At 65.1% G+C, this 26,779-nt stretch carries 21 protein-coding genes and 1 tRNA gene; 4 read left to right on the plus strand and 18 right to left on the minus strand.

What is annotated here, in order from left to right:
- Positions 1-4: 4 nt before the first annotated feature.
- Positions 5-1,066 carry an HlyD family secretion protein gene (locus VUG52_RS04560; protein WP_050704332.1) on the plus strand — a complete coding sequence of 354 codons (1,062 nt, stop codon included), beginning with the start codon at positions 5-7 and terminating at the stop codon, positions 1,064-1,066.
- Between the two features lie 149 nt (positions 1,067-1,215).
- Complete coding sequence (locus tag VUG52_RS04565) at positions 1,216-2,610, plus strand: efflux transporter outer membrane subunit (RefSeq protein WP_050704333.1); 1,395 nt, start codon at positions 1,216-1,218, stop codon at positions 2,608-2,610.
- 71 nt (positions 2,611-2,681) lie between these two features.
- On the opposite strand, the gene VUG52_RS04570 is transcribed toward VUG52_RS04565, so the two are convergent.
- The 15 genes from VUG52_RS04570 to yaaA form a co-directional block, all read right to left on the minus strand.
- Positions 2,682-3,494 (minus strand): SDR family oxidoreductase, encoded by an 813-nt coding sequence (locus tag VUG52_RS04570; RefSeq protein WP_050704334.1) that lies wholly within the window; start codon positions 3,492-3,494, stop codon positions 2,682-2,684.
- Between the two features lie 125 nt (positions 3,495-3,619).
- Positions 3,620-4,084, minus strand: coding sequence for a hypothetical protein (locus VUG52_RS04575; protein WP_050704353.1), 465 nt, complete (start codon positions 4,082-4,084; stop codon positions 3,620-3,622).
- Between the two features lie 176 nt (positions 4,085-4,260).
- Positions 4,261-5,715, minus strand: coding sequence for a mannose-1-phosphate guanylyltransferase/mannose-6-phosphate isomerase (locus VUG52_RS04580; protein WP_050704335.1), 1,455 nt, complete (start codon positions 5,713-5,715; stop codon positions 4,261-4,263).
- Positions 5,716-5,750: 35 nt separating this feature from the next.
- The gene (locus VUG52_RS04585) at positions 5,751-6,398 is read right to left on the minus strand and encodes an alginate O-acetyltransferase AlgF (protein ID WP_028689561.1); all 648 of its coding nucleotides are present in this window, start codon (positions 6,396-6,398) and stop codon (positions 5,751-5,753) included.
- Positions 6,399-6,418: 20 nt separating this feature from the next.
- Positions 6,419-7,576, minus strand: coding sequence for an alginate O-acetyltransferase (locus tag VUG52_RS04590; RefSeq protein ID WP_050704336.1), 1,158 nt, complete (start codon positions 7,574-7,576; stop codon positions 6,419-6,421).
- A 10-nt stretch (positions 7,577-7,586) separates the two neighbouring features.
- Positions 7,587-9,044, minus strand: coding sequence for an MBOAT family O-acyltransferase (locus VUG52_RS04595; protein ID WP_050704337.1), 1,458 nt, complete (start codon positions 9,042-9,044; stop codon positions 7,587-7,589).
- A gap of 177 nt (positions 9,045-9,221) precedes the next feature.
- Positions 9,222-10,325 (minus strand): mannuronate-specific alginate lyase, encoded by a 1,104-nt coding sequence (locus tag VUG52_RS04600; RefSeq protein ID WP_050704338.1) that lies wholly within the window; start codon positions 10,323-10,325, stop codon positions 9,222-9,224.
- 7 nt (positions 10,326-10,332) lie between these two features.
- Entirely contained in the window at positions 10,333-11,778 is a 1,446-nt protein-coding gene (locus tag VUG52_RS04605; protein WP_050704339.1) for an alginate O-acetyltransferase, read from the minus strand.
- A 13-nt stretch (positions 11,779-11,791) separates the two neighbouring features.
- Entirely contained in the window at positions 11,792-13,348 is a 1,557-nt protein-coding gene (algG, locus tag VUG52_RS04610; protein ID WP_050704340.1) for a mannuronan 5-epimerase AlgG, read from the minus strand.
- A 19-nt stretch (positions 13,349-13,367) separates the two neighbouring features.
- Positions 13,368-14,846: an alginate export family protein gene (locus VUG52_RS04615; RefSeq protein ID WP_050704341.1), complete on the minus strand. Its 1,479-nt coding sequence runs from the start codon at positions 14,844-14,846 to the stop codon at positions 13,368-13,370.
- Entirely contained in the window at positions 14,843-16,378 is a 1,536-nt protein-coding gene (algK, locus tag VUG52_RS04620; protein ID WP_256205964.1) for an alginate biosynthesis TPR repeat lipoprotein AlgK, read from the minus strand. Before algK ends, VUG52_RS04615 begins: the two co-directional genes overlap by 4 nt.
- Before the next feature lie 12 nt (positions 16,379-16,390).
- Positions 16,391-17,557: an alginate biosynthesis protein Alg44 gene (locus VUG52_RS04625; protein ID WP_050704343.1), complete on the minus strand. Its 1,167-nt coding sequence runs from the start codon at positions 17,555-17,557 to the stop codon at positions 16,391-16,393.
- Positions 17,558-17,591: 34 nt separating this feature from the next.
- Entirely contained in the window at positions 17,592-19,073 is a 1,482-nt protein-coding gene (locus VUG52_RS04630) for a glycosyltransferase family 2 protein (protein WP_050704344.1), read from the minus strand.
- A 71-nt stretch (positions 19,074-19,144) separates the two neighbouring features.
- A complete protein-coding gene (locus VUG52_RS04635; RefSeq protein ID WP_050704345.1) occupies positions 19,145-20,461 on the minus strand; it encodes a nucleotide sugar dehydrogenase in 1,317 nt (438 codons plus the stop codon).
- Between the two features lie 852 nt (positions 20,462-21,313).
- Positions 21,314-22,093: a peroxide stress protein YaaA gene (gene yaaA / locus VUG52_RS04640; protein WP_262951908.1), complete on the minus strand. Its 780-nt coding sequence runs from the start codon at positions 22,091-22,093 to the stop codon at positions 21,314-21,316.
- Positions 22,094-22,242: 149 nt separating this feature from the next.
- Between yaaA and VUG52_RS04645 the strand changes: the two genes are divergently transcribed.
- The gene (locus VUG52_RS04645) at positions 22,243-23,361 is read left to right on the plus strand and encodes a polysaccharide deacetylase family protein (RefSeq protein ID WP_050704354.1); all 1,119 of its coding nucleotides are present in this window, start codon (positions 22,243-22,245) and stop codon (positions 23,359-23,361) included.
- A 15-nt stretch (positions 23,362-23,376) separates the two neighbouring features.
- On the opposite strand, the gene VUG52_RS04650 is transcribed toward VUG52_RS04645, so the two are convergent.
- From VUG52_RS04650 to VUG52_RS04660, 3 genes are all read right to left on the minus strand, one after another.
- Positions 23,377-24,267, minus strand: coding sequence for a bestrophin family protein (locus VUG52_RS04650; RefSeq protein WP_203650680.1), 891 nt, complete (start codon positions 24,265-24,267; stop codon positions 23,377-23,379).
- Positions 24,268-24,471: 204 nt separating this feature from the next.
- Positions 24,472-24,951, minus strand: coding sequence for a GNAT family N-acetyltransferase (locus VUG52_RS04655; RefSeq protein ID WP_050704348.1), 480 nt, complete (start codon positions 24,949-24,951; stop codon positions 24,472-24,474).
- Positions 24,952-25,536: 585 nt separating this feature from the next.
- Positions 25,537-25,621 (minus strand) — tRNA-Leu (locus tag VUG52_RS04660).
- A 108-nt stretch (positions 25,622-25,729) separates the two neighbouring features.
- On the opposite strand from VUG52_RS04660, the gene queA reads away from it, so the two are divergent.
- The gene (gene queA, locus VUG52_RS04665; RefSeq protein ID WP_050704349.1) at positions 25,730-26,779 is read left to right on the plus strand and encodes a tRNA preQ1(34) S-adenosylmethionine ribosyltransferase-isomerase QueA; all 1,050 of its coding nucleotides are present in this window, start codon (positions 25,730-25,732) and stop codon (positions 26,777-26,779) included.

Below are 26,779 nucleotides of genomic sequence, written 5' to 3' on the forward strand. Positions count from 1 at the left end.
TGAAATGACCAACAAGCGCAAGACAATCCTTATTGGCTCGGTGCTCGCCGTGGCCGTGCTGGCCGCCATCGTCGGCCCCTGGATGTTCGGCAGCGACCATCGCCAGAGCACCAACGACGCCTATGTGACCGCCGACTACACCGTGGTCGCGCCGAAGGTGGCGGGCTTCATCAAGGAGGTGCTGGTAGAGGACAACCAGCAGGTGAAGGCCGGCCAGTTACTGGCGACCATCGACCCGCGCGACTACCAGGCCGCCCTCGACGCGGCCCAGGCCCAGTTGCTGGTGGCCAGGGCGCAGAGCCTGGATGCCCGCGCCACCCTTGAGCGCCAGGCTTCGCTGATCGCCCAGGCCGAGGCCGCAGTGAAGGCGGCCCAGGCCGAGGCGGCATTCGCCGATCACGAAGTGACCCGCTACAGCCGCCTGGCCGAGCAGGGCGCCGGCACTGTGCAGAATGCCCAGCAAGCGCGCAGTGGCGTCGACCAGGCCCGTGCCCGGCTGGCCAACACCCAGGCGGCGTTGGTGGCGACGCGCAAGCAGGTGGATATCCTCGGCGCCCAGGTTGCCAGTGCCGACGGTCAGTTGAAACGGGCCGAGGCCGGCCTGGAGAAAGCCCAGCTGGACCTGTCCTACACCCGCATCACCGCGCCAGTGGACGGCATGGTCGGCGAGCGCGCCCTGCGCGTCGGCGCCTACGTAAACCCGGGCGCGCGGCTGTTGTCGGTGGTGCCGCTGGAGCGCGCCTACATCGTCGGCAACTTCCAGGAGACCCAGCTGACCCACGTGCAGCCGGGCCAGCCGGTAAGCATCAGCGTCGATACCTTCTCCGGCGAGAAACTCCACGGCCGCGTCGAGAGCATCGCCCCGGCCACGGGGGTGACCTTCGCCGCGGTGAAGCCGGACAACGCCACCGGCAACTTCACCAAGGTGGTGCAGCGCATTCCGGTGAAGATCGTCTTCGATGACGGCCAGCCGTTGCTGGAGCGCCTGCGGGTGGGCATGTCGGTGGAGGCGGTCATCGATACCCAGGGCGACAAGTTGGCGGGTAAAGAGGTGACCGCGCGATGAGCATTGTGGTTGAAAGAATTGAGAGCGCCGGGGCTGCTGCCCAGCCCTTTCGCGACACAAGGCCGCTCCTACAGAGGATCGCGGTCGCCTGTAGGAGCGGCCTTGTGCCGCGAAAGGGGCGCGTAGCGGCCCCCTTGCTGCTGGCCGCAATGCTGGCCGGCTGCACCCTCGGACCGGACTTCCAGAGCCCGTCCAGCGAAGCGCCTCAGGATTGGGCCTCGCTGCAAGGTGAGGCCGCGGCCAGCCAGCCGGTAGCCGGTCCGCTGGAACTGCGCTGGTGGGACAGCTTCCACGACGCCCAGCTGAGCGCATTGATCCAGAAGGTCGCCGAGCGCAACCTCGACCTGCAGATGGCCAGTGCCCGCCTGCTGCAGAGCCGCGCCTTGCGCAGCACCGTGGCGGCTGACGAGATGCCTTCGGTGGATGCAAATGCGGGCTACAGCCGGGCGCGCAACAGTGCAGAAGGGTTGAACGACCCCTCCGGCAAGGCCGGCAAGTCGGCGTATAACCTGTGGCAGGGCGACCTTGTCGCCGGCTGGGAGCTGGACCTGTGGGGGCGCGTGCGCCGTCAGATCGAGGCCGCCGACGCGACCGTGGCGGTCGCCGAGAACGACCGCCGTGGCGTGCTGCTGGCGCTGTTGTCGGAAACCGCTGGCAACTACATCCAGCTGCGAGCCGTGCAGCACACCCTGGAAATCACCCAGGACAACCTCAAGGTCGCCCGGCACAGCCTGAAGCTGTCCGAAGGCCGGCAGGCTGAAGGTGTCGCCACCCGGCTCGATGTCGCCCAGGCCAGCGCCCAGGTAGCGTCGATCGAGGCGCGCCTGCCAACCCTGGAGGCGCGCCGCGACGACCTGATCAATGCCCTGAGCCTGCTCGCCGCCGAGCCGCCGCGCAGCTTGCAGGCACAGTTGCTGCCGGACGGTAAGCTGCCCGCGCCGCAGCAGCGCTTCGCCATCGGCGTGCCGTCGGAGCTGGCCGAACGCCGCCCGGATATTCGCCAGGCCGAGGCCCGGTTGCATGCCGCCACCGCCAGCATCGGCGTGGCCAAGGCCGATTTCTACCCGAGCATTCGCTTGTCCGGGAGTGTTGGTTTCCAGGCCATGCAGTTGTCCGATTTCGGGGCCTGGGATTCGCGCCGGTTCGCCTTCGGGCCGCAACTGTCGTTGCCGATCTTCGAGGGCGGACGGCTCAAGGGCCAGCTGGAGCTGCGCGAGGCCCAGCAGCAGGAGGCGGCGCTGAACTACCGCAAGGTGGTGCTCGGCGCCTGGCATGAGATCGACGATGTGCTGCGCCTGTACAACGCCAGCCAGTTGCGCCGCGATCACCTGGCCGAGGCGGTGCGGCAGAACCGCATCGCCCTGGAGACCGCGCAGCGCCAGTATGTGGAAGGGGCGGTGGACTTTCTCAACGTGCTGACGGTGCAGTCGGCATTGCTGGCCAGCGAGGAGCAGTGGATCGACAGCTCGGCGGCGGTGTCGCAGGCGCTGGTGGGGCTGTACAAGGCGCTGGGTGGCGGCTGGCAGGCGTTCGACCAGGTCTGAGCAGTATCGCGGGGGCTCCCAGGTATGCGTGGGAGCGGCGGTGCGCCGATGCGACTTGCCCCGCGATGACGTCAGAGCGGTCGCAACAAACCGAAGCGCTTGCGCAACACCCAATCCAGCAGGCGCTGTGGCAACAGGCGGGCCATCAACGGCAAGGCCGTGCTGCCATTGCCGATACGCACCAGCGCAGGCACAGGCGATTTGCGCGTCGCCGCCAGCAACCCCTGGGCGAACACCGCCGCCGACGTCGGCCGATCCTGCGACGCCCGAGCCCGCGCCTGCACCTGCTCACGCAACGGCCACCACGGCGAACCGCTCGCCAGTACCTGTTCGGCCTGCTGCTGCGCATTGCTGGCGAACTGCGAGGCGATCGCGCCCGGCTGCACCTCCATGACCCTGATCCCAAAAGGCGCCAGCTCCAGGCGCAGGGCATCGCTCAGCCCGTGCACGGCGGCCTTGGATGCACAGTAGGCACCGGCGAAGGGCGTTACCAGCACGCCTGACACGCTGCCGATGTTCACCACCAGCCCACGGGAACGGCGCAGCAGCGGGAACAGTGCCTGGGTCACGCCGACCAGGGCGAAGACGTTGGTCTCGAATTGCTGGCGCATGGCCTCGACGCCGCCGTCGAGCAGCGGGCCCATGGCGCCGTAGCCGGCGTTGTTGATCAGGATATCGAGGTTTGGCAGTTCCTCGGCCAAGCGGGCGAGGGCTTCGGCGTCATTCACATCCAGTTGCCGGGAATTGAAGCCGGCGGCGGTCAGCTGTTCGACATCCTGCTGCTTGCGGGCGGTGGCCCAGACTTCATGGCCGGCATCGCGGAAGGCGTCGGCCAGGGCGCGGCCGATGCCGCTGGAACAACCGGTGATCAGGACGGTGGGCATGGGGCGGGCCTGTGTTCAGTTGGACATGGGGGGCGTGGCTACCGGCCTCATCGCGGGGCAAGCCCGCTCCTACGATGCTATGGGCCGGTGTCGTGGGAGCGGGCTTGCCCCGCGATGAGGCGGGCTCAATTGGCGAATGTACCTTGCAGATGCTCGGCACGAAACTCCAGCGTTTGTGGCCGATAGCCCGAGCGCAGTGGCGGCAATGGCAGGCAATCGCTCCATTCGGCGCCCGGCTGCAACTCGCCGGGGCCACGATAGCGCGGGGCGGCGTAGGTGTTCTCGGCCAGGTTCACGGTATCACCAGGGGCATAGGCGCCGACGCGCCAGCGCAGTTCACTGAGCGGGACTTTGTTGCCGTTCTTCATGCGCACCTGCAGGGCACGGTCGGCGGGGCACTGGTCGGGGGCGTAGACCAGGCGGATATCGAGGCGGGCCAGTTGCGAGGCTTCGCGGGTGTCCTGCCAGACCACGTACAGCGCCACCAGCCCCAGGCCACAGACGCCAGCCATGGAAATCGGCAGGGCCTTGGCCGGGTAGCGCAGCAGCAGGACCAGCCAGGTGAGGACGAGCAGGGCACCGATGATCATGGTGGGGCAGGCCTTGGTGGCAAGGGGTTCGATCATCGTAGCGGGAAAAGGGTGTTGGCTCAAAAGCGGGAGGGCTTGGCCCTCCTTTCGCGGCACAAGGCCGCTCCTACAGAGGATCGCATTCCCTTGTAGGAGCGGCCTTGTGCCGCGATGGACCGCGAAGCGGTCCCAACGTTTTACTGCGCGATGGTCTTCACCGAAACCCCACGCTCGACCGGGGTGGAAGTCCGCCCATACACATCCTCGAAGCGTTCGATATCATCCTCGCCCAGGTAGCTCCCGGACTGCACCTCGATGATCTCCAGCGGGATCTTGCCCGGGTTGCGCAGGCGGTGCACCGAGGCGATGGGGATATACGTGGACTGGTTCTCGGTGAGCAGGAACACGTTCTCGTCGCAGGTCACTTCGGCGGTGCCGGACACCACGATCCAGTGCTCGGCACGGTGATGGTGCATCTGCAGCGACAGGCTGGCGCCGGGCTTGACGGTGATGTGTTTGACCTGGAAACGCCCGCCCATGTCCACCGAGTCGTACGAGCCCCACGGGCGGTACACCTCCAGGTGGTTCTGGGTTTCCGTGCGGCCCTGGGCGTCGAGGGTGTTGACCAACTGCTTGACCCCCTGAACCTTGTCCTTGTGGGCGATCATCATGGCGTCCTTGGTCTCGACCACCACGATGTTCTCAAGGCCGATCACCGACACCAGCTTGCCGTTGCCGTGGATCATGCAGTTGCGGCTGTCCTGCACCACCACATCGCCCTTGGTGACGTTGCCGTCGGCGTCCTTCTCGTGCACGTCCCACAGCGACGACCAGCAGCCGACATCGCTCCAGCCGGCCGACAGCGGCACCACGCAGGCGCGCTGGGTCTTTTCCATCACCGCGTAGTCGATGGAGTTGTCCGGGCAGCAGGCGAAGGTGGCTTCGTCGATGCTCAACGCATCGGCGTCCTCCTGGCTGCGCTCCAGGGCCAGCAGGCAGGTGTCGTAGATGTCCGGGTCGTGCTTTTTCAGCTCTTCGAGGAAGCGGCTGGCGCGGAAAAGGAACATGCCGCTGTTCCAGAAGTAGCCGCCGGCGCGGACGAACTCGTTGGCGCGCTTCTCGTCAGGTTTCTCGACGAACTGCGCGACCCGCGCCACGCCTTCGGGCAGCAGCGCGTCCTGGCTGGAGCGAATGTAGCCGTAGCCGGTCTCGGGCTTGGTCGCCGGCACGCCGAACAGCACCATCTCGCCGCGCTCGGCGGCCACGGTGGCCAGGGCCAGTGCGCGCTGCAGGGCCTTCTGGTCCTCGATCACGTGGTCTGCCGGCAGAACCAGCATCAGCTCGTCACGGCCTTCGTTGACCAGCTTCATCGCGGTCATGGCCACCGCCGGCGCGGTGTTGCGGCCGAACGGCTCCATGAGGATGGCCTGGGTTTCCAGCTTCAGTGCATTCAGCTGCTCCTGGACGATGAACTTGTGGTCCTTGTTGCAGACCACGATGGGGGTGTCCATGCCGTCGAACACCAGGCGCTCGATGGTCTGCTGGAACAGGGTGTGCTCGCCGGTCAGGGCCAGGAACTGCTTGGGGAACTGCTTGCGCGACAGAGGCCACAGACGCGAACCGCTACCACCAGAAAGAATTACCGGGATCATCATGTTTCTCCAATAGTCGTTTAGAGGCAGGGGAATCAGTTGCTAGCCACGGGGCGAGTGACCCACACCGGCGACAGGCTGTTGCCGGAACCGGTGACATACAGCACGGCGGCTTCGCCGCGCGCCAGGGCGACGGGTTTGACGTCGCCGACTTTCTTGTCGCCTTGATACAGGGCCAGGTTGACCTTGACCGGGTTGATCTCGCGCTCGCCACGGCCCTTGGCGGCCACGGGGCTTACCACTTCGGTCTTGCCGTCGGCGGTCTTCAGGGTCAGCGACTGGTCGCTGAGGTTCTGCACCCGCACCAGGGCCTTCTGCTTGTTCTTGAACGGCGGCTCCTCGATCAGCTGCGGGTTGCCGCTGCTGCTGTTGACCAGGGTGTAGTACTTGTCGGCGGCGAGCTTCACCGGGACGCTCTTGCCGCCGACCTGGGCGGTGTAGTCACCGCCGGGCAGGAAGCTGAAGTCGCTGCTGGCCTGGGCGCCGACCTGCTTGATCTGGGTGTTGCCGACCGATGCGGCGGCGGGGCTGCCGGCGGCGTTGTACAGGCGCACGAAGGTCGAGCCCTTCGGCGCGCTCGGGCCATAGAGGGCGGCATCGGCGCCGGCGAAGGCCTGCAGCGAGGCCAGGGACAGGCCGGCGGCGAGGGTGAGGGCTTTGGCAATGGAAGTCTTGGTGGTCATGTGCGTATTCCTCTCTATCTTCAGTGGTCCGTCCGATTGGACGACAGGGCCAGGTTTTCTTCGGATTGACGGGATTTCTTCAGCTGCGCGATCCACTGCGGATCGAAGGCGCTGAGGTCGTTCTTCATTGGCAGATACCGTTCCGGGAATTCCCACACCACGACCTGTGGCGGGGCGTTCTTGAAAGCGTCGCTCTGCAGGTACTTGAGCATCGGCAGCAGCGGGCCGTGGCCGTCCTCGGCGTAATTGGCGACGTCGCTGCGCAACGCCTGCTGCAGGGCGCCGAGGAAGTTCCAGTGCGGGTTGGCGCTGTAGCTGGTGCCCACCAGCGCCACCGGGATCCGGCTGTCGGCGAACAGCGCGTCGTCGCCTTCGCCCTCGGCCTGCACCGGGTGGGTCTTGCGCTGCTGCAGGTTGTCCGGGGTCGGCAGCAGGTTGCTGAACAACGGATCCAGCGGCAGGAAGTTGGTCAGGTCACCCTTGTACGGCGCGGTGGCGCCGGCCTCGGTGATAAACGCCTGGGGTTCGCCGTCGAGCAGGTTCTGACGGCTGACCGCCTCGGCGATGGACTGCGCGACCACCTCGGCGCCCATGGGCGTCCAGTGGGTGTCGGTGCGCAGGAACACCTGGCCGCGGGCCTTGGCCTGCTCCAGTGGCGCCAGCAGGTCGGGGGCGAACACATTGGCCTGGCGCGCCTGGGCGTGGAAACGATTGAACAGCTCGTCGTGCAGGCTGGCCGGCGCCTCCTTGCCGAGGTACTCGGCGTACAGGCGCGCCTTGGCCGGCACGATCGCCAGCACCAGTTGGCTGCCGTGGCGCTGCAGGGTGTCACGGATGCCGCGCACCAACGCCAGGTTGTCCTGCATCAGTTGCTCGGCGCCGGCGGTGGGTTTGAACTCCTCGTCGGTGAACAGCCACTGGTCGCGGCCCAGCACCACGCCGGGGCGGCCTTCGTTGAACAGTTTGAAGTCCAGCGCGGCCCACAGGTTGGTGCCAACGCGCTTGATCGGGAACTGCTCGTCGTAGTGGGTTTCGGCAGCCTTGGCGAGCTTGCCGTCGAGCAGGGTCATCTGCCCTGTGCGGTTGAAACTTTCCAGCCCGCCGACCGACCATGCGCCCAGCCCGACCAGCAGGCCCATGAACGTCAGCGAATAGGTGATGCGAAGTGTCCGGTTCATGATTCAGGCCTCAGAACTGGAAGTAGAGGAACGGTGAGTAGCTCTGCGCCGAGAGCTTGAGCACCGAGGCGGCGAACAGCAGCAGGACCAGGGTACGGGTCATGATCCGCGTCCAGTCCAGGCCCACCGAGCCGTCGGCGTTCACCTGTACCGGGGTGGCCTTGGGCGCGGGCGTTGCATTGCGGTAGAAGTCGCGCAGGCCGAAGAACGCCAGGGTCAGGTAGGCGACGATCAGCGTGGCCACCTGCAGGCCGGTGAGGTTGGCGCGGTTGAGTTCCGACAGCTGCCAGTCGCCGAAGCTGAACATGGCGCCGTACATGCGCGCCGCCACGTGCAGGTTCTCGGCGCGGAAGATCACCCAGCCGACCACCACCAGGAGGAAGGTGAAGGCCCATTTCACCGGGTTGAAGCGCTGCGGGTTGGTGTCCAGCCCCAGTGCGCGCTCGATGGCCAGCCACAGGCCGTGCCAGGCGCCCCAGATGATGTAGGTGAAGTTGGCGCCGTGCCACAGCCCGCCCAGCAGCATGGTCAGGAACAGGTTGCGGTAGGTGTTGAAGGTGCCTTTGCGGTTGCCGCCCAGGGTGATGTACAGGTAGTCGCGCAGCCAGGTCGACAGGCTGATGTGCCAGCGCCGCCAGAACTCGGTGATCGACTGGCTGATGTAGGGTTGCTTGAAGTTCTCCATGAAGCGAAAGCCCATCATCAGGCCCAGGCCGATGGCCATGTCGCTGTAGCCGGAGAAGTCGAAGTACAGCTGCGCGGTATAGGCCAGCGCGCCGAGCCAGGCGTCACCGGTGGTGGGGTTCTCCAGGGCGAAGCAGTGGTCGGCGACCACCGCCAGGGTGTCGGCGATGAACACTTTCTTGATGAAGCCCTGCATGAAGCGGGTGCAGCCTTCGGAGAACTTGTCCAGGGTGTGGGTGCGGTTGTTGAACTGGTCGACCAGGTCCTTGAAGCGCAGCACGGGGCCGGCGATCAGGTGCGGGAAGATCGCCACGAAGGCGGCGAAGTCGATCAGGTTGCGGGTGGCCGGGGTGTCGCCGCGGTACACGTCGATGATGTAGCTGATCGACTCGAAGATGTAGAACGAGATGCCGATCGGCAGCAACACGTGGGTGAGGATGAACGGCTCCAGCCCCATCGAGGTCATGATCGCGTTGAGGCTGTCGACGCCGAAGTTGGCGTACTTGAAGTAGCCGAGGATGCACAGGTCGACGCCCACGCCAAGCAGCAGCCAGCGCTGCGCGGGCTTGGTGCGCACGCCGGCGGCGCCGACCTTCAGGCCGATCCAGTAGTTCCACAGGGTGACCCCGGCGAACAGGGCGAGGAAGTCCACCCGCCACCAGGCGTAGAAGATGTAGCTGGCAACCAGCAGCAGCAGGTTGCGATAGCGGTTCCCGCTCACGTAGTACAAGCCGAGGAAAACCGGCAGGAACAGGAACAGGAACACGTTGGACGAGAAGACCATCCCGGTTCTCCTTGTTGTTCACAGCATCCGGGGCACAGCGCCCCCCAAACCCCCCACACGAATGTGGAAGATCACCATGGCGTGGGAGCGGGCTTGCCCCGCGATGGCGTCGGCAGAGCCAACACCATTGCCCTTGCGGGCCTCATCGCGGGGCAAGCCCGCTCCCACGCAAACGACTTACTTTTTCTGTTCGGCTTGCGGGTCATAGACCCGCGTCACATCCCCACCCAGCCTGAAACTGTTGAACGGCTGCATGTCATGCTTGCGCTCGAGGGTGTCGCCGACGCACTGGTACAGCGCGCACCATGGCTCGAGCCAGGCGTACTTGCTGTCGATCTTCAGGTCCTTGAGGTCCTGCTTCACGCCGGCGCGAGTGTTGAAATGAACAGGATCGCGGGCACCGGCCAGCACGCCTTCGCCGAGGCGCTGCAGGGCGAAGTTGTTTTCCTTGCGCAGGTCCACGCCGTTGGCCTGGGCGAAGCTGGCGATCATCGCCAGCGGCGGCAGGGCGTAGTTGTGGTAGGCCAGGGCGCGCTGGCGGCGCTTGAGCTCGTTGGGCAAAAAGCCCTGTTCATCGACCTGGTTGGCGCCGACCTTGTATTCCTTCACCGCCCAGTCGAAGAGGTCCTGGCGGTCGGTGGCCACCGCGGTGGCCATCACCGACCAGGCCGCCCAGTAGCTGTGGTTGTTGATCTTCTCCAGCGGCAGGTCGCTCCAGTCGCGCACGGTCTGCCGCGCCAGGCGCACGAACCATTTCTCGATCTGCTCGGCCTCGGCCCTGTGCGCGGCCAGTGGCTGCGAGTTGGAGAACTTCAGGCGCAGCCACGACCCGCTCATGCTGCCCAGCGCCCATTTGCGCATGGACTTGCCGGTGTGGTTGTAGTCGGTGGACATCAGCGCATCGGCGCGTGCCCAGGTGTCGAGCCAGGTCAGGGCGCAGTCCAGCTGCGCGGGGCGGCCATCGCGCATGTACTGGCCGACCATCTTGCTCACGCCCTTCTCGAGGGTGGTGATGTCCTCGGTGGACTTGCGAAAGGCCTTTTCTGAAGCAGCATTGAGGGTCGCCCGGGCTTTGTCGGACCCCTCGTACTTGCTGCGAAACACCAACGCGCCGGTGTAGGGCTTGGGCGCGGCCTCGCAGCGGAAATTGCCGTCGCCGGTCTTCAGTTTCTCGATGCCCTCGTAGTACCCCTGGGGCGGTACCAGCGCGGCCTGCGCCGCCCCGCCGAACAGGGCGAGGGCGAGCAGGGCGGGTGCGGTCTTGCGGTGGATGGCTGTCATGCTTGCCTCACTGGCCGGCCTGCGCGGTGTGCTGCGCGGGGCTGGCGAAGTTGTTGCGTTTGCAGAGTTTGGCTTCGACTTTCTGCGTGCCGCTTTCCGGCCCCTGGACCTCCAGGGCGAGCAGGTTCTGGCCTGCCCAGTCTTCGTCCTCGCGCATCTGGAAGACGAAGCGCCCATCGGTGTCGGAGGTCTCGGGCTTCTCGATCTTGATGTCCTCGTGGCGGCCGTTGAGGTACCACAGGGTGGCCTGCAGCACTTTCACCGAGGTGTCCTCGAACTTGATGTCGAGCTGGTGGTTGCGGTTGACCAGGTCCTTGATCACGCCATTCTTGCCGTTGACCATCAGCTCGTTCTTGCCCGGCTTGAGGGTGGCGCTGGCGCTCATCTGCGCGGGACGGTCGTCGCAGCCGTCGTCGAGCAGGCCGAGGATCTGTCGCCAGATGGTTTCCTGGTCCAGGCGGTAGAGCGGGGAGAACTCCCAGACCAGGATCTTCGGCGGGTTGTTCTGGAACTCCTCGCTGCCCAGGTACTGGATCATCGAGCCTTCCAGGCCGCCGCCGGGGAAGGCGACGTTGAGCACGTCGGCACCGATGTACTGCTCGAGGAAGCCCGAGAAGTTGTAGTTCTTGCCGCTGTGGCTGGTGCCGACCAGGGTGATCTGCGCGTTGCCCGAATCGCCGAACAGGTCGTCGCCGCCGCTGGCGCCGCCCTTGGGTTCGGTGGCGAACTGGTCCATGTACTGCACCGCGTAGCTGGTGCCGCACAGCTGGCCGGCGACGTTGTGCAGGGTGCCGGTCTTGCCCATGCGTCCGGATTTTTTGGTCTCGAATTCCTTGCGCGGGATGCCTTCGAAGGCCGGCATCTGGTGCACGGTATCGGCGACGATCTTCGCCGCGCGCTCGGCGCCGTAGGGCGTCCAGTGCTGGTCGCCACGGAAGTAGAAGTCCTTGCCCTGGTCGGCCGCGGCCAGTTGCTCGTTGGTCAGCGGCGACAGGTCGGGCACGTTGTAGCCCATCTTGGCGAAGCGCTGGAGCATGGCCTGGTAGTTGCGCAGGGCCTTCTGGTAATCGAAGGCGGCTTTCTCCTCGGGCTTGAGCATGTTGCGGTTCACCAGGCCACGGGTCGGCTGGTACACCACCACCAGCTCGACGCCGCGCTTCTTGAACGCGTCGTGCACCTGCTGCAGGCGCTTGTAGCCGCCCGGGGTGGTGTCGAACTCGGTGCGCAGGTCTTCGCGGGTACGGAACAGCCAGTCGCCCTGGGCCTGCACCAGGGTGGTGAAGTTCTGCTGGTAGCGCGTGGTGTAGCGGCTGGCGTCGTGGGCCTCGGGGCACAGCTGGCAGCAGGGCTCGGCGCTGAAGGTCGGCGCCTTGACCTCTTCGGCGCGCACGCCCTGGCTGATGGCCAGGAGGGCGGCGGACAGGCCCAGCAGTTTCATCAGGTGTGGAGTCATGGTCTGGGCTTCCTTAGTCGATCATTTCGGTCTGGCGTTCGACCGGGTCGATCAGCACGGCCTTCTGCTGGCGTACCAGCAGGTCGAGGATTTCGTCCTGGCGCTCGCCGAGCACGCCGTTGAAGCTGATGCCGTTGGCCTTGCGCGGCATCAGCATCGACACCTTGTACAGCTCCACCGACAGGGGCGAATCGATCGACAGCGGGCCGGAGCCGTTGGCCGCCAGCTCGCCGCCGACCACGATCAGCGACACCTTGGTGTCGAACGGGTCGAGGGCGATGTCGCGGTCGGTGTCGGAGAGGTCCTTGATGTGCCCGTACACGCCCACCAGGCCGTTGGCCATGGCGACGTTCTCGTACAGGCGGATGTTCACGCTGTTGCGCACGCGGATGCCGTGGCGACGGTTGTTGATCAGCTTGTTGCCCCAGATCAGGTTGTCGCCGCTCTCGTACAGGGTGATGCCGTCGGTGTGGTTGCGGTAGATCTCGTTGTAGGCGATCAGGTTGTTGACGCTGTTGCGGTCGATCACCACGCCCGAGAGCTTGTTGTCGTAGCTCTTGTTGTTGATGATCCAGCTGTCGTTGACCTCGCGCGAAACGATGATCCCGTGCTTCTTCTTGGTGCCGTACACGGTGTTGCCGGCGATGATCAGGCGGTGCGAACGGTCGTGGGGGTCGATGCCGTAGACGATGTTGTCGCGGTAGGTCGAATCCTTGATCACGAAGTCCTGGGTTTCGTAGCAGTAGAAGCCGTACCACATGTCGCTGAACTCGGAGCCGATGATCCAGCCGGTGGGTTCCGGGCGGCCCATCTGCTTGGCCATGTTCGGCGTGTACTGCGAGATGCTCACGCCGTACGACTTGGACTTGGCGTAGCCGAAGCTGGCCATCTTGCTGTTGACGATATAGGTCTCGGTGCCGCCCCAGCTGAGCAGGAACGGGCGGAATTCGTCGGGCTTGCGGAAGGTCGCCGGGCCGTTGGCTTGCTCGCGCCAGCCGGTCACCCGGGTATCGCTGACGAACAGCTTGCCGTCGTTGACGATGAACGACCCACCTTCTTCGGACAGGCGCAGTTCCTTGACCTTGCCGTCGATCTCCAGCACGCCCTTGCGCCCGACCACGATTGGCAGGCGCGCGAGGTAGACGCCCGGCGCGGTCTCGCGCAGGTACTGGTCGGGCACCTTTTTGCTCAGTTCCACCAGGTCGACATGCCCGTCGTCGACGAAGATCGCCTGGGGAATGCCGTGCTGGCGACGCACCCACTCGGCGCCCTTGTTGTCGCCGCCGATGAACTCCTTGAGGGTGTCCTCCTGGAGCATGCGGCGCACGCTGACCTTGCCTTTGTGGCGGCGGTCGATCTTCTTCTGCACGGCCTCGGCGGTGTAGCCGGACAGGTCGGGCAGCTTGGGCGGGTCCATCAGCAGCGGCTCGATCGGCGCACTGGCAACGGTGTAGGTCTTGGCCTGTTGCAGCCCCTTGGCCATTTCCGGCTCGGCGGCCTGGGCCAGGCCTGCGGCCAGCAGCAGGGCGCTGGCCAGCAGGCTGTGGCGAAGGTTCGGGTGCAGGTTCATGTCAAATCCCCTCCCGGCCTCAGTAGCGCCAGATCACGTCGACGAAGGCGCGATGCATGTACGAGTCGGCCTCTTTGCCATAGGCGTCGCCCGGCTTGAACACGCCGGCACGCAAGCGCACCAGGGCCGACGGCTCATCGATCGACTGGCTGATCGAGGCCGGCAGCAGGCCTTGCTTGAAGTACTTGGTGACGACCACGTCCATCTCCTGGCCCAGGTCTTTCTCGCCCTGCACCAGCGGACGGCTGATGCCGCCGTCATCGACCACCGCGTTGATGCCGCTGGAGCCGATGTTCTGCTTGCCGTCGACGCGCCAGAACTTGTGGTAGATGAAGCTGGCGTCGTAGTCGTCGCGCAGCTGCCAGGAGGCGAACAGGGTGGCCGCCTGCAGGTTGCCCAGCTCGCCGCGGAACGCCTCGCCGAAGCGGTGCACGCGCGAGCGGGTGCCGGTAAAGTTGGAGCGGTTGCTCTCAAGGCCGGTCTGCTCGAAGTTGTTCGAACCGTCGCTGCCGCCACCGCCGCTGCCCCGGGCATAGGCCGCGCCGACCTGCCATTGCGGGTCCAGGCGCAGGCGGATGCCGAGGTCGGTGGCCCAGGCGTTGACGTCGCCGCTCTGCTTGCCGGTGGCGACCTGGTCGTTGCCCACCGCCTGGCTGCTGAGGGTGTCGCGATCGCCGGTCAGCCAGGTGACGCTGCCCCAGTAGTTGACGGTATGGTCGTTGCGCCAGTTGTAGGCGTCGCTGTTGGCCTCCAGGCCCAGCCAGGTCAGGTCGCCCGTGCGGGTCTTGTCGAGGGCGTCGACGGTTTCGCCGGGGCTTTTCAGGCTGCCGCCGTCATGAGTGTGGTGGGCGCGCAGGCCGACCCAGTGGCCGGGTGTCCACTGCGTGGCGACGTTGCCGTAGACGTGGGTGCGGTCCTTGTCCTCCGGGGCCAGCTCGGTGAGGTCGGTGCGGTATTCGCTGAAGCGCTGGGCCACGCCCAGGTCGGCCTTGAGCAGGGTGGTGTCGAAGGTCCAGTTCAGCGCCTCGATATTGGTGTCGCGCCACATGCCGTCGTCGCTGCGCAGGCGCTGGCGGCCGAAGCGCAGCTGCTCGCCGGGGTAGGGGGTCAGGCCGCTGTAGCCGATCCAGAACTCGCGCATGGCCAGGTAGCTCTTGTCCGGCTTGCGGCTGTCGTCACCGTTGTCGCTGGTGGTGCCGTCGTCGTTCTGGCGCAGGGTGTCGGTCTCGATGATGTCGGTGGCGGCCACCGCCTGGCCCATGGCGAAGGCGCTCCAGTGGCCGCGCTCGCCGTACACCCAAGGCCGCAGGTCCAGGCCCAGGCCGTTGACGTCGCCGCCGGAGCGGGTGCCCAGGTCGCGGTCGTCCTCGGACTGGCCGGTGATCTTCACGTCGAGGCCGAAGTTCTTCTGCGCGGTTTCGGCCGCCAGGGTCGGCATCGACCACAGCAGGGCGAAGCCCAGGCCGATGCCGGCTTTCACGAAGGGGTTGAGCGTCATAGCGAATCCTCGGCGTCTACGTCGTCTTTCTCGTCCTGCAGCGCTTCGATGGCCAGGGTGCTGTTGGCGCCCTGGGCCATGCTGCCGCGTGCCTGCTTCTCCTGCGCCAGCAGGTTCTGCGCCTGGCTGCGCTGGTCGGGCGTGAGCTGCTGGTCGAGTTGTTGCAGCAGTTCGGTCGACTGCGGGGTCGGGTTGACCTGTGAGAGCTGGGCGAACACCCAAGCATTGGTCGGTGCCGGGCGGATGCCGTGGCCTTCGCTGAACAGCTGGGCCAGGGCGTAGTCGGCGCTGTTCTGGCCGCCGCGGGCGGCGGCCAGCAGGTGGTCCACGGCCTTCTGCGGCTCGACCTGACCCAGGTAGCCACGGCGGTAGAGCTGGCCGAGGTAGTAGTCGGCGCTGACCTCGCCGGCATCGGCGGCGGCCTGCAGGTGCTCCTGGGCTTTCTGGGCGTCGGCGGGCACGGTCTTGCCTTCGTAGTAGAGGCGGCCCAGCAGCAGTTCGGCGCGGGGCTGTTCGGCCTCGCGGCCCTTGTCGATGTAGGCCATCAACTGGTCGGTGTCGCCCAGTTCGGGGAAGTCGTAGAGCAGTTGCGCCAGGCTCACCCACGAGGCCGGGTTGGCCGGGGCGATGTGTTCGAGCAGGTCCTTGGCGGTCTTCTCGTCGGTCTGGCCGAGGCTGCGGTCGGCCAGCACGCGGGCGACGCTGTCGACCCGGGTGGCCGGGACGGCGCCACGGGCATGGGCGGCCTTCAGTTGTTCGAGCAGGGCGGCCTGCTGGTCGGGCTGGGCGCGTTTCTGGTAGACGGTAGCCAGTTCGACATAGCAGATGTCAGTGCTGGCCAGCGCCGCCTTGCAGATTTTCTCCACATCGCCCAGGTGCTGGTCGTACGTGCCCTGGGTGCGGTACAGCAGGACCTGGGCCAGGCCCGCCTCGGGGTTGCCGGCGGCGCGCCACTGGTCGATCTGCTGCTGGGCGTTGACCTTGGGGAAGCTCTGCGGGTACTGCAGGTAAAGCATCGCCAGCGGGATCAGGGTGTTGCTTTCGCCCTGTTGTGCGGCGTGCTTGAGCAGGGTTTCGGCCTCCTCGCGCTCGGCCTGGGTGCTGTCGGGCTTGGCCACCAGCAGGCGGCCAAGACGTGCCTGGGCGCGGGGCGAGGTGGCGGCGGCGGCGCGATAGGTGGCTTCGGCCTCCTTGAGTTGCGCCGGGTCGCGGGTGGCGACCTGGATATCGGCCAGGCCTACCTGGGCATCGCTGTAGCCGAGGTCGGCCAGGGCCTTGTAGTTGCGCTCGGCGGTGGCGGTGTCGCCGCGCTTGAGCGCTTCATTGGCCAGGCGCTGGTCGGGCAGGCCGGCGCAGCCGGCCAGGGTGATGGCCAGGGCCAGGGTGCACCAGGTGTAGGGGCGAGCGCTTTGCGCTCGATCGCGGGGCAAGCCCGCTCCTACAGGGTGCGGCGCGGTCCCTGTAGGAGCGGCCTTGTGCCGCGATCCAGGCGACGCCACTCCAGCAGGAGAAAAACCATTCAAAGGTTTCATCGTCCGATCCTCTTACAACCCACGGGCCACGGCCTTGTCGATCAGCCAGTTCAGCGACGGGCCACGGTCGCTGTTGACCGCGGCCGGGCGCCCGGCGAGCTCGGCCGGCAGGCCGCCGTCGGGCTTGATCTGCACGCGGATGTCGGAGGCCAGGTTGTCGGTGTCCAGGCTGGAGCTGCCGGTGATCCGTCCGGTGCGCACTTCGTCCTCGCCGGCGATCTGGAAGTTGACCCGGGTACCCGGCTTCACTTCGTCGAACTGGCGATAGCTGAAGCGCGCCTCGATGGTCGGGACGCTGGTGCGCGGGATCAGCGCGAACACCGGCTGGCCCTTGCTGGCGTACTGGCCGTCATCCACCAGCTGGCGCGAGACCACGCAGTCGCACGGGCTGGTGAGGGTGCCGGAGAGCTGCTTGCCGAACAGCTCCTCGACCTTGGCCGGCTCCAGCTGCGAGTCGTCCAGGTGGCCCTTGAGCAGGTCGAGCATGCTGGTGTTGAAGGTCGCCAGCGGTGCGCCCTTGGCCACGGTCGCGCCGCTTTCCACCAGGCTCTGCAGACTGCCGTCGCGGGGCATGGTGACGTTGGTGGTGGGCACCGCGACCACGCCGGCCTCGGCATGGCTGACGAAGTACAGGCCGTACAGCGACTTGGCGACGAAGCCGAAGGCCACCAGGCCGACCACGAACACCCCGGCGGTCACGCTGACCGCGCGCAGGCGGCCGAAGGCGGAAAGGCCCGAGCCACCGTCCTTCTGCTTGCGCGCCTTGGTGAAGTTGTCGCGCTGCAGAGTACTGAGCACGTCGCCGACGCTGATCAGCTCGCCGGACAGGTGGCTGGTGATGATGTGGCGCAGGGTGGCGATGTCGCGCGGTTCGAGGTTCTGGAACTCGGCGCCGGTGCGGGCGGTCTCGCGGCTGCTGGTACGCACCAGCAGTTCGACGTCCATCGACAGGCCGAGGTTGTCGACCACGAACTGCAGGCGACCGCGCAGCACTTCGCCTTCAGGCAGCGGTTTCTTCGCGTGGAAGGACAGGCCTCCGGCGGACAGGTCGTCGACCTTCACCTCGTGCGCTTCGCGGTTGCCGTCCAGGTAGCGGAGCTTGGCGGGGATGCGCACCCGGGCGTGCTGGCGCTGCGCTTCGGATTCATGCACGACATTGACGTTCACGGCGGTATTCATGGCGATATTCGTTCCTGTTGTCCGATCCGGGGGCTCACACGACCATGAACAGCACGGCGACGAAGATGCTCGCGGCCGAGAAGGTCATGGTCCGCGAGGACCAGGTGTTGAACCATTGTTGAAAACTTGCGAGGTCGCGCTTGAGGGCAGTGGGCTGGCGGGTCCAGGACTGCCTGTCGAGGCGGAAGAACACGTAGATCTTCATCACCGCGCCGACGATCTGGTTGTAATAGAGAATCAGCGGGTAGGCCGGGCCGACGTTGTGGCCCGAGCACAGCAGCATGACGGTGAGAATCAGGCGGGTGATGCCGATCCACAGCAGGTACACCAGCAGGAACTGCAGGCCGAACTTGAAGCTGGCGATCACCGCCACGGTCAGGCCCAGCAGGCTGGTCCACATCGACACGCGCTGGTCGAGCAGCACGATGCTGGTGAACAGTCCCAGGCGCTTGAGGCCCAGGCCCAGGGCGCGGGAGTTCTGCCGCAGGTTGTTGCCGTACCAGCGGTACATCAGCTTGCGGCTGGCCTTGACGAAGCTTTTTTCCGGCGGGTGCTCGACCGTGTTGATCGCGGCATCGGGCACGTAGAAGGTGTCGTAGCCCAGGCGCATCAGGCTGAACCAGCTGGACTTGTCGTCGCCGGTGAGGAACTTGAAGCGGCCCAGGCGCCAGTGCATCAGCGAGTCGCTCTCGACGTCGGCGATGAACTCGGGGTTGGTCACCACGCTTGCGCGGAACATCGACATGCGCCCGGTCATGGTCAGCACGCGCTTGGACAGGGCCATGGAGCACATGTTGATGTGACGCTGGGCGAAGCGCAGCTTGTGCCACTCGCTCATGATGTAGCCGCCACGGACTTCGCAGAACTCGTTGGTGGTCAGGCCACCGACGTTGGGGTACAGGCGGAACCATGGCACGGTCTTGCGCACCACGCCCTCGGCCAGCACGGTGTCGCCGTCGATCACCGCCACCACGGCGTTTTCATCCGGCAGCATCCGCGAGATGGCGCGGAAACCATAAGCCAGGCCGTCACGCTTGCCGGTGCCGGCGATGCGCACGATGTCCAGAGTCACGCGGGACGGCGGGTTGTACTTGGCCCACAGGCTTTTCACCAGCAACTCGTCGGACTTCTCCACCAGCGAGCAGACAACGGTGGTGGGGAAGCCGCAGTCGATCGCCTCGCGGATCACCGAGCTGTACACCTGGGCGGTGGTCAGGGCCTCGATGCGAAAGCTGGTGACCATCAGGTACACGTGCGACGGGTCGGCCGCCTGGCCCAGCTTGCGCACCTTGCGGCGCAGGTAGGGGTACACGATGTACAGGAAGATCATGCCGCGGATGAAATGGGTGGCGCCCATGGAGTAACGCCAGATGCCGACGGCACCGACCAGGAAGATGAAGTGCTTCGACTGCGAGTCGAAGATATCGCTGGGCAGGGCCAGGGCGATCAGCATGAGCAGGCTCATGTAGAGCAGCCAGCCGGCGCATTGCAGCAGCATGGTCTGGAACCTTTGCATGTTCGGCATCCGTCGAGAATTCGGGGGAGGGCGGGCGGCGCGCTGGGGAGGGACGCGCCGCCCGACCGGGTTTACCAGCAGATACCTTCGGTGCGGCTGGTGGCGCAGGTCGGCTTGCTCATGAAGCCGACCAGGTCGATCACCTGCTTGCCTTCCGGCGCCTGCTGGGCCAGGGCACGGAACTGCTCGTCACGGTTGCCCAGGATGATGATCTCGGCGTTGTCCACCACCTGCTCGAAGTTGGCATTGAGCAAGGAGGAAACGTGGGGGATCTTCGACTCGATGTAGTCCTTGTTGGCGCCGTGGACACGGGCGTACTCGACGTTCTGGTCGTAGATGTCGAGCTGGTAGCCCTTGCCGATCAGGCGTTCGGCCAGCTCCACCAGCGGGCTTTCGCGCAGGTCGTCGGTGCCGGCCTTGAACGAAAGGCCGAGCAGGGCGACCTTGCGCTTGTCGTGGCTCTCGATGATGTCGAAGGCGTTCTGCACCTGGGATTCGTTGCTGCGCATCAGCGAGTCGAGCAGCGGGGCGCGCACGTCGAGGCTGGCGGCGCGGTAGGTAAGGGCGCGCACGTCCTTCGGCAGGCACGAACCGCCAAAGGCGAAGCCCGGGCGCATGTAGTACTGCGACAGGTTCAGCGCCTTGTCCTGACAGACCACGTCCATCACCTCGCGACCATCGACGCCGACGGCCTTGGCGATGTTGCCGATCTCGTTGGCGAAGGTGACCTTGGTCGCGTGCCAGACGTTGCAGGTGTACTTGATCATCTCGGCCACTTCGACCGGCTTGCGGATGATCGGCGCGTCGAGCTCTTCGTACAGGGCCTGCAGCACGTCGCCGCTGGCGCTGTCCAGCTCGCCGATGACGGTCATCGGTGGCTGGTCATAGTCCTTGATCGCGGTGCTTTCGCGCAGGAACTCAGGGTTGACCGCGACGCCGAAGTCGACGCCGGCCTTCTTGCCCGAGCAGTCTTCCAGAATCGGAATGACCACGTTCTTCACGGTGCCCGGAAGCACGGTGCTGCGCACCACCACGGTGTGACGGCTGGCCTTGTCGCGCAGCACGTAGCCGATCTCGCGGCACACCGACTCGATGTATTCCAGGCCCAGGTCGCCGTTCTTCTTGCTCGGCGTGCCGACGCAGATCATCGACACGTCGCTGGCACGGATGGCCTCGGCGAAGTCGGTGGTGCCGCGCAGGCGGCCGTTGGCGATGCCTTGCTGCAGCAGCTCTTCCAGGCCCGGTTCGACGATGGGCGACTTGCCCTTGTTGATCAGGTCGATCTTGGTGCTGGACACGTCCACACCAATCACTTCGTGGCCTCGTGCCGACAGGCAACCTGCACAGACTGCACCCACATAACCCAAACCAAAGATGCTGATACGCATCGCATTCACCTCGTGTGTTTATCACGCCAGCCCTTCAGCGAAGAGCCGACCGGGTTGATTGACCAGCAGTTTTCGGGCGCACGGATCCATGGCGAATTGACACTTCACCGAACGCAGGCATGAATAAATCCGGAGCGCAAAAAGTTATGCACTCAAAGTTGGCAGTCAAAGGCCAGTATTAAAAAGGCGTGCCCTGAAATGCAGCCGTCTTTATTGCAATTCACCGTTGGTGAAGTGCTGTGCTTGTTTTTTCAAGTGGATAAATCCTTTGAAATCAACCACTAGGACGAATTTTAGGGGCGCTTGTCTCCTGCATGGATCATGGCTTTTGGCACTTCCTGTACCGCCGTTGAAGTTTTCAGGCCGGCTGAGAATGGCGGCCCTTTGTCATCTGTAAGTCATCTCTCACGCCGGGCGCTTGAAACTCGTTACGGGTGCTATGAGCCATCTCCCTTGGCAGAAGTTCCGGGGGCGGTTTCGTCACGATGAAAGATTTCTAAATATTTTTTCAGAGGGAAATACTTTCAATCTGATAGCACGCGGCAGTTTCGTCCCCGTATATAAAGGGCGAAATCGCAGGGGGATGGTTTTAGGCCAGCATGCGAAAATTTTTTTCAATTTTCGTCAAAAAACTACGAACGGTCTTATGGCGTTTTGCAATAAGGATAGGGTAGATGGTTTTTTGGCGTCTGTTATTTGGCGATCTTCAAGCGCAAGCGTGCCCTGTTGCAGGGCGAGGGGGGCTGCTTCGCAGCCCTTTCGCGGCACAAGGCCGCTCCTACAGAGAACAGCGCGGTCCCTGTAGGAGCGGCCTTGTGCCGCGAAAGGGGCGCAAAGCGCCCCCCTGGGCCATCAGCCCTCAGTGTGATCGCGCAGGAACACCAGATGATCCGGCTTCGACTGCTCGGCACTGTAGTAGTAACCCTGCACATCAAAGCGCTTGAGCTGCTCCGGATCGTTGATCCGCTCCTGGATCACGAAGCGGCTCATCATCCCGCGGGCCTTCTTGGCGTAGAAGCTGATGATCTTGTACTGGCCGTTCTTCAGGTCCTTGAAGTCGACATCGATCACCCGCGCCTTCAGCGCGCTCTTCTTCACCGCGCTGAAGTACTCGTTGCTGGCCAGGTTCAGCAGCACGTCGTCACCCTGGTCGGCCAGGGCCTGGTTCAGCCATTCACTGATACGTGTGCCCCAGAAGGCGTACAGGTCCTTGCCGCGGGCATTGGCCAGCTTGGTGCCCATTTCCAGGCGGTAGGGCTGCATCAGGTCCAGCGGGCGCAGCAGGCCGTACAGGCCCGAGAGCATGCGCAGGTGGTCCTGGGCGTAGCTGAAGTCGTCCTCGCCCAGGCTCTCGGCGTCGAGCCCGGTGTACACGTCGCCCTTGAACGCCAGCAGTGCCTGCTTGGCGTTGGCCGGGGTGAAATCCGGGGTCCAGCTGCCGAAGCGTGCGGCGTTGAGGCCGGCGAGCTTGTCGGAGAGGTGCATCAGCTCGGCGATCTGCGCCGGCGCCAGTTCGCGCAGTTGCACGATCAGTTCCTGGGAATCGTCCAGGTACTGGGGCAGGGTGTGGCGCTGGGTTACCGGCGGGGTGTCGTAGTCGAGGGTCTTGGCGGGGGAAATCACCGTCAGCATCGGGTCGGCTCCTGGAATCGTCGGGCGAATTCTACGGGGCCGCTGGCACAACGCCAAACTATGGCGACGATAGTCACCGAACATCGCCACATTAAACCGCGGGCGGTCGCGCTATAGTGCGCGCCATGCCTTCAAGGAGATTGCTCATCGTGCGTATCGCGTTTGCCCTGTTCGCCGGGCTGCTCAGCCTGGGCGCGCAGGCGGCCCCGGCGGATTTCGTCAGTTTCGACCGTGAGCTGTGGCCCGAGCAGCTGGACAGCCCGACGCTGTTCGACGTGGCGTCGCGGGCGGAGATCCTGTCGTTCGCCCGGGTGCTGCACGAAAGCGAGATGCTCGACGAGCAGGCGCTCAAGAGCCGGCTGGGCCTGCGTCAGATCAACCTGACCGTCGTGCGGGCCGTACGGGCACGTCTGTGGCAGCGCCTGTGGACAAGTTATCAACAGGCGCAGAAGAGTTGCGAGCAGGATGCCTCGTTCTGCTACCCGGTCGAGTCCATGGCCGACCTGCGCACGCAGTCCGCCGTTTTCGCCGAGGATGTCGGCACGTTCTATACCGGATGGGTCGAGCCCAGTCACCAGTTCCACACTCGATACCTGGATGAGCAGTTGCGCAAGGCCGCGCTGTTCCCGCAGACCACCAGCGAGGTGGCCAAGCTGTCCGGTCGCGAGCGCAATGGCGAGGAACTCAACGACCGGATGTTCCTCCTAACCTTCGCTGGCGGCCCGGGGCCCCAGGGCGGCAGCACCGATGCGGTGGCTGACTACCTGCGGCGGCAGAAGCTCGACGGGATATTCTTCGTGCTCGGCAATCGCCTTCAGCAACGTCGCGACGCCGGCCCGGTGAATGAGCTGTATGCCGGCCAGTGCGTGGGTATCCAGGGGTGGGAGTACCGCTCCCACGCCCAGTGGCAGGACTGGCAGGACTCGCTGCGGCGCAGCCAGGCGCGGGTCCAGGCCGACCTGGCGGAGCAGTACGTGCCCTTGTTCCGCCCGCCCTACGGCCAGCGCCGCGCCGATGGCGAGGCATTCATGGACAGCCAGCAGATGCAGGTTTCGCTGTGGGACATCGACGCCCAGGATGACGGGCCGCTGACCGCCGAAGCCTCGGCACAGCGGGTGCTGACGCTGATGCTGCTTTGGCGCAAGGGCGTGATCCAGTTCCGCGACAACCAGCCCAAGACGCAGCCGGCGTTGGAGTGGCTATTGCAGCACACGGCCCAGAGCGGGATCGGTTGGGAGGATTGTCGGGAGTATGCTCGGCGGGAATAAAGGAGAGCGGGCGGATCAGTGCGCCAAGGCGCCGCATTGCGCCTCCCGTTGCATCGACTCCAGGTTGCGTTCGATCGTCTCGCAGATCGTGTCCATCGGGATCTGGTGCTCGCTGAAGCGGAACGGGCTCTGCAGGTCCGTGCCGATCCGCTCGATGGCCAGCAGCATGAAGCCGACCACCGTCGAGGCCAGCGGCGTGAACCAGCCCAGCGACTCCACCAGCCCCACCGGCACGATCAGGCAGAACAACGTGATGAACAGCCGCGGGAAGTACACATAAGGGTAGGGCAGCGGCGTATTGGCGATCCGCTCCATCCCGCCCTGGGCGTTGGACATGTCCACCAGGGTCGATTCCAGCCGTGCCAGGCGAATGCTGTCCAGGCGCCCGGCCTGGTATTCCTGGGCCAGCAAGGCCGCCGAGCCGCCGAGGATGTCGTTGGCGAAATTGTTCGAACGATTGCGCCGCTCGAACTCCCCGGGTGGTATGAAGGCCATCAGCTCATCCGGGCACTGCTCGCCCTTGAGGTGCGCCGCCAGGCAGTTCACGTAGGCGATATGCCGGCGCAGCAAGGTCGCCTTCACCGGGTTCGGCCCGTCGGCCGGATCGTCGACCAGCGTCAGCACCTGCCGGGCGAAGCTGCGCGAACTGTTCACCAGCGCGCCCCACAGCGTGCGCGCCTCCCACCAGCGGTTGTAGGCGCTGCTGTTGCGAAAGCTCACCAGCACCACCAGCGCCGAGCCCAGCAGGGTGAGCGGGATCAGCGGCAGGCTGAACTTGCTGTTGAAGAACAGCATGAAGTCGATGGTGACCAGCACGTCCCAGATCAGCAGCCAGAACAGCGACCAGCCGATGTAGCCGAAGGTCTTGACCACCAGGCGGTATTTGCGGGCGAGGAGGGCTTTCACGTGGGGGGAACCTCGATGCGGGGGATGCAGGTTCCGACGTCGCGGGAGGGGCAAGGTTCGGTGGGATTTGACGCAGGGTGTAACGGGAATTTACCGATCGCTCAAAGGTTTCGCGGGCGATTGTAGGAGCGGGCTTGCCCCGCGATGGGCTGCAACGCACCCCCAATCCAGGCCATACCGAGCACCCCGTAAACCACCTCAACCTCAGCCCAACACCTGCTTCATCTGCACCAGCGCTACCCGGGACCCATCCGGCGCCCGCCGCTCCTCGATCCCGAACGGCACAAAACCCAGCTGTGGATAAAGCAGCAGCCCAGCGGTGTTATGGTTGAAACACGACACCCAGATCTCCCGCGCCGCGAAATCTTCGCGAGCCAGGGCGATCATGCATTGCACAAGGTAGCGCGCCACACCTTGGCCTCGCGCGGTCGGGGCCACCACCACATTACCTAGCGCGCAGACTCCGTCATATTCAGCCTTATAGAAATTGGCGAAGCCAACGATCGCCCCGTCAGCCTCGATCACCGTCGAACCGCTGCGCTGGGCGATGGCTTCGCTCAGTTGCGCGGATGTGAGCGGGTAAGTGGCTTTGGGGAACATATAGAAGAGTTCGTCCGCGCTTTGAGGGAAACTACAGAGCGTGGCGATGTCGGCAGGTTGGACAGGGCGATGGCTTAGTGGCACGGGGAATGTTCCGATGGGGCTAGAAGCTACTTACCCTGTGCGGTCGGTAACATGAAGTCAATGCTGTGGCTCTACAGTAAATTGCACCAAGTGTGATTTTCTGTGCAGTCAGGACTGTCGTAAAGGCTTGGCTAGGTTTGGGAAATGGACTGCTGGGAGTGGGGGAGGCCTTAGAGTACTCGGCGTAAAACGAGCTCGAAGTCGCTAGGCTTGCACGTTTTTTGTAGGAGCGGCCTTGTGTCGCGAAAGGGCCGCAGCGCGGCCCCAGGATCCTGATCATGTCGCTGGAATCGCCGGGGCTGCTGTGCAGCCCTTTCACGACACAAGGCCGCTCTCATGGAGCAAAACACAATTCTTTGATTTGACTGGGGCAGCGTGGGAGCGGGCTTGCCCCGCGATGCGACGTTTGGCACCGGCTGCGCCGGTGATCGCGGGGCAAGCCCGCTCCCACGCAGGAACTCTGTTACCTGCGAGACAGCGTAGCCCGAAGGGCTGGATGATCTCCTACAGGGGCCGCGTAAGCGATGGATGCCGCAATCGACAAGCACAAAAAAACCGACCATAAGGTCGGTTTTTTCTGGATCTTGGTGCCCCGAGGGAGACTCGAACTCCCACTCCTTTCGAAAACGGATTTTGAATCCGCCGCGTCTACCAATTCCGCCATCAGGGCTTGTGGCGCCGCAGTATAGAGAGGTGCCTTGGGTCGGTCAATCGGCTTTCATGGTCAATTTTCACGCATTGGGCTAAACTTTGCGGCCCTGTCGAACCGAACATCATCATGCGCGTCGCCGATTTTTCTTTCGAACTCCCCGATTCCCTGATCGCCCGCCACCCTCTGGCCGAGCGCCATGGCAGCCGCCTGCTGGTGCTCGATGGCCCCAGCGGCACGCTGGCCCACAAGCAGTTCACCGATCTGCTCGAGTACCTGCGCCCGGGCGACCTGATGGTGTTCAACAACACCCGGGTGATCCCGGCGCGCCTGTTCGGCCAGAAAGCCTCCGGCGGCAAGCTGGAAGTGCTGGTCGAGCGCGTGCTTGACAGCCACCGCGTGCTGGCCCATGTGCGTGCCAGCAAGGCGCCGAAAGAGGGCACGCAGATCCTCATCGACGGCGGTGGCGAGGCCGAGATGGTCGCCCGCCACGACACGCTGTTCGAACTGCGCTTCAGCGAAGAGGTGTTGCCGCTGCTCGAGCGCGTCGGCCATATGCCGCTGCCGCCGTACATCGACCGTCCCGACGAGGGCGCCGACCGCGAGCGCTATCAGACCGTCTACGCCGAGCGCGCCGGCGCCGTGGCCGCGCCCACCGCCGGCCTGCACTTCGACGAAGCGCTGCTGGCGAAGATCGCCGCCAAGGGCGTCGAGCGCGCCTTCGTCACCCTGCACGTGGGCGCCGGCACCTTCCAGCCGGTGCGGGTCGACAAGATCGAAGACCACACCATGCACAAAGAGTGGCTCGAAGTCAGCCAGGACGTGGTCGACGCCGTCGCTGCGTGCCGCGCCCGTGGCGGCCGGGTGATCGCCGTGGGCACCACCAGCGTGCGTTCGCTGGAGAGCGCGGCGCGCGATGGCGAGCTCAAGGCTTTCAGCGGCGACACCGACATCTTCATCTTCCCGGGCCGGCCGTTCCATGTGGTCGATTGCCTGGTCACCAACTTCCACCTGCCGGAGTCCACGCTGCTGATGCTGGTCTCGGCCTTCGCCGGTTACCCCGAGACCATGGCTGCCTATGCGGCAGCGGTCGAGAACGGGTACCGCTTCTTCAGTTACGGTGATGCCATGTTCATCACCCGCAATCCGGCGCCACGCGGCCCAGAGGATCAAGCATGA

Source organism: Pseudomonas sp. LH21 (assembly GCF_036549575.1).
GTDB classification, from domain to species: Bacteria; Pseudomonadota; Gammaproteobacteria; order Pseudomonadales; family Pseudomonadaceae; genus Aquipseudomonas; species Aquipseudomonas peradeniyensis.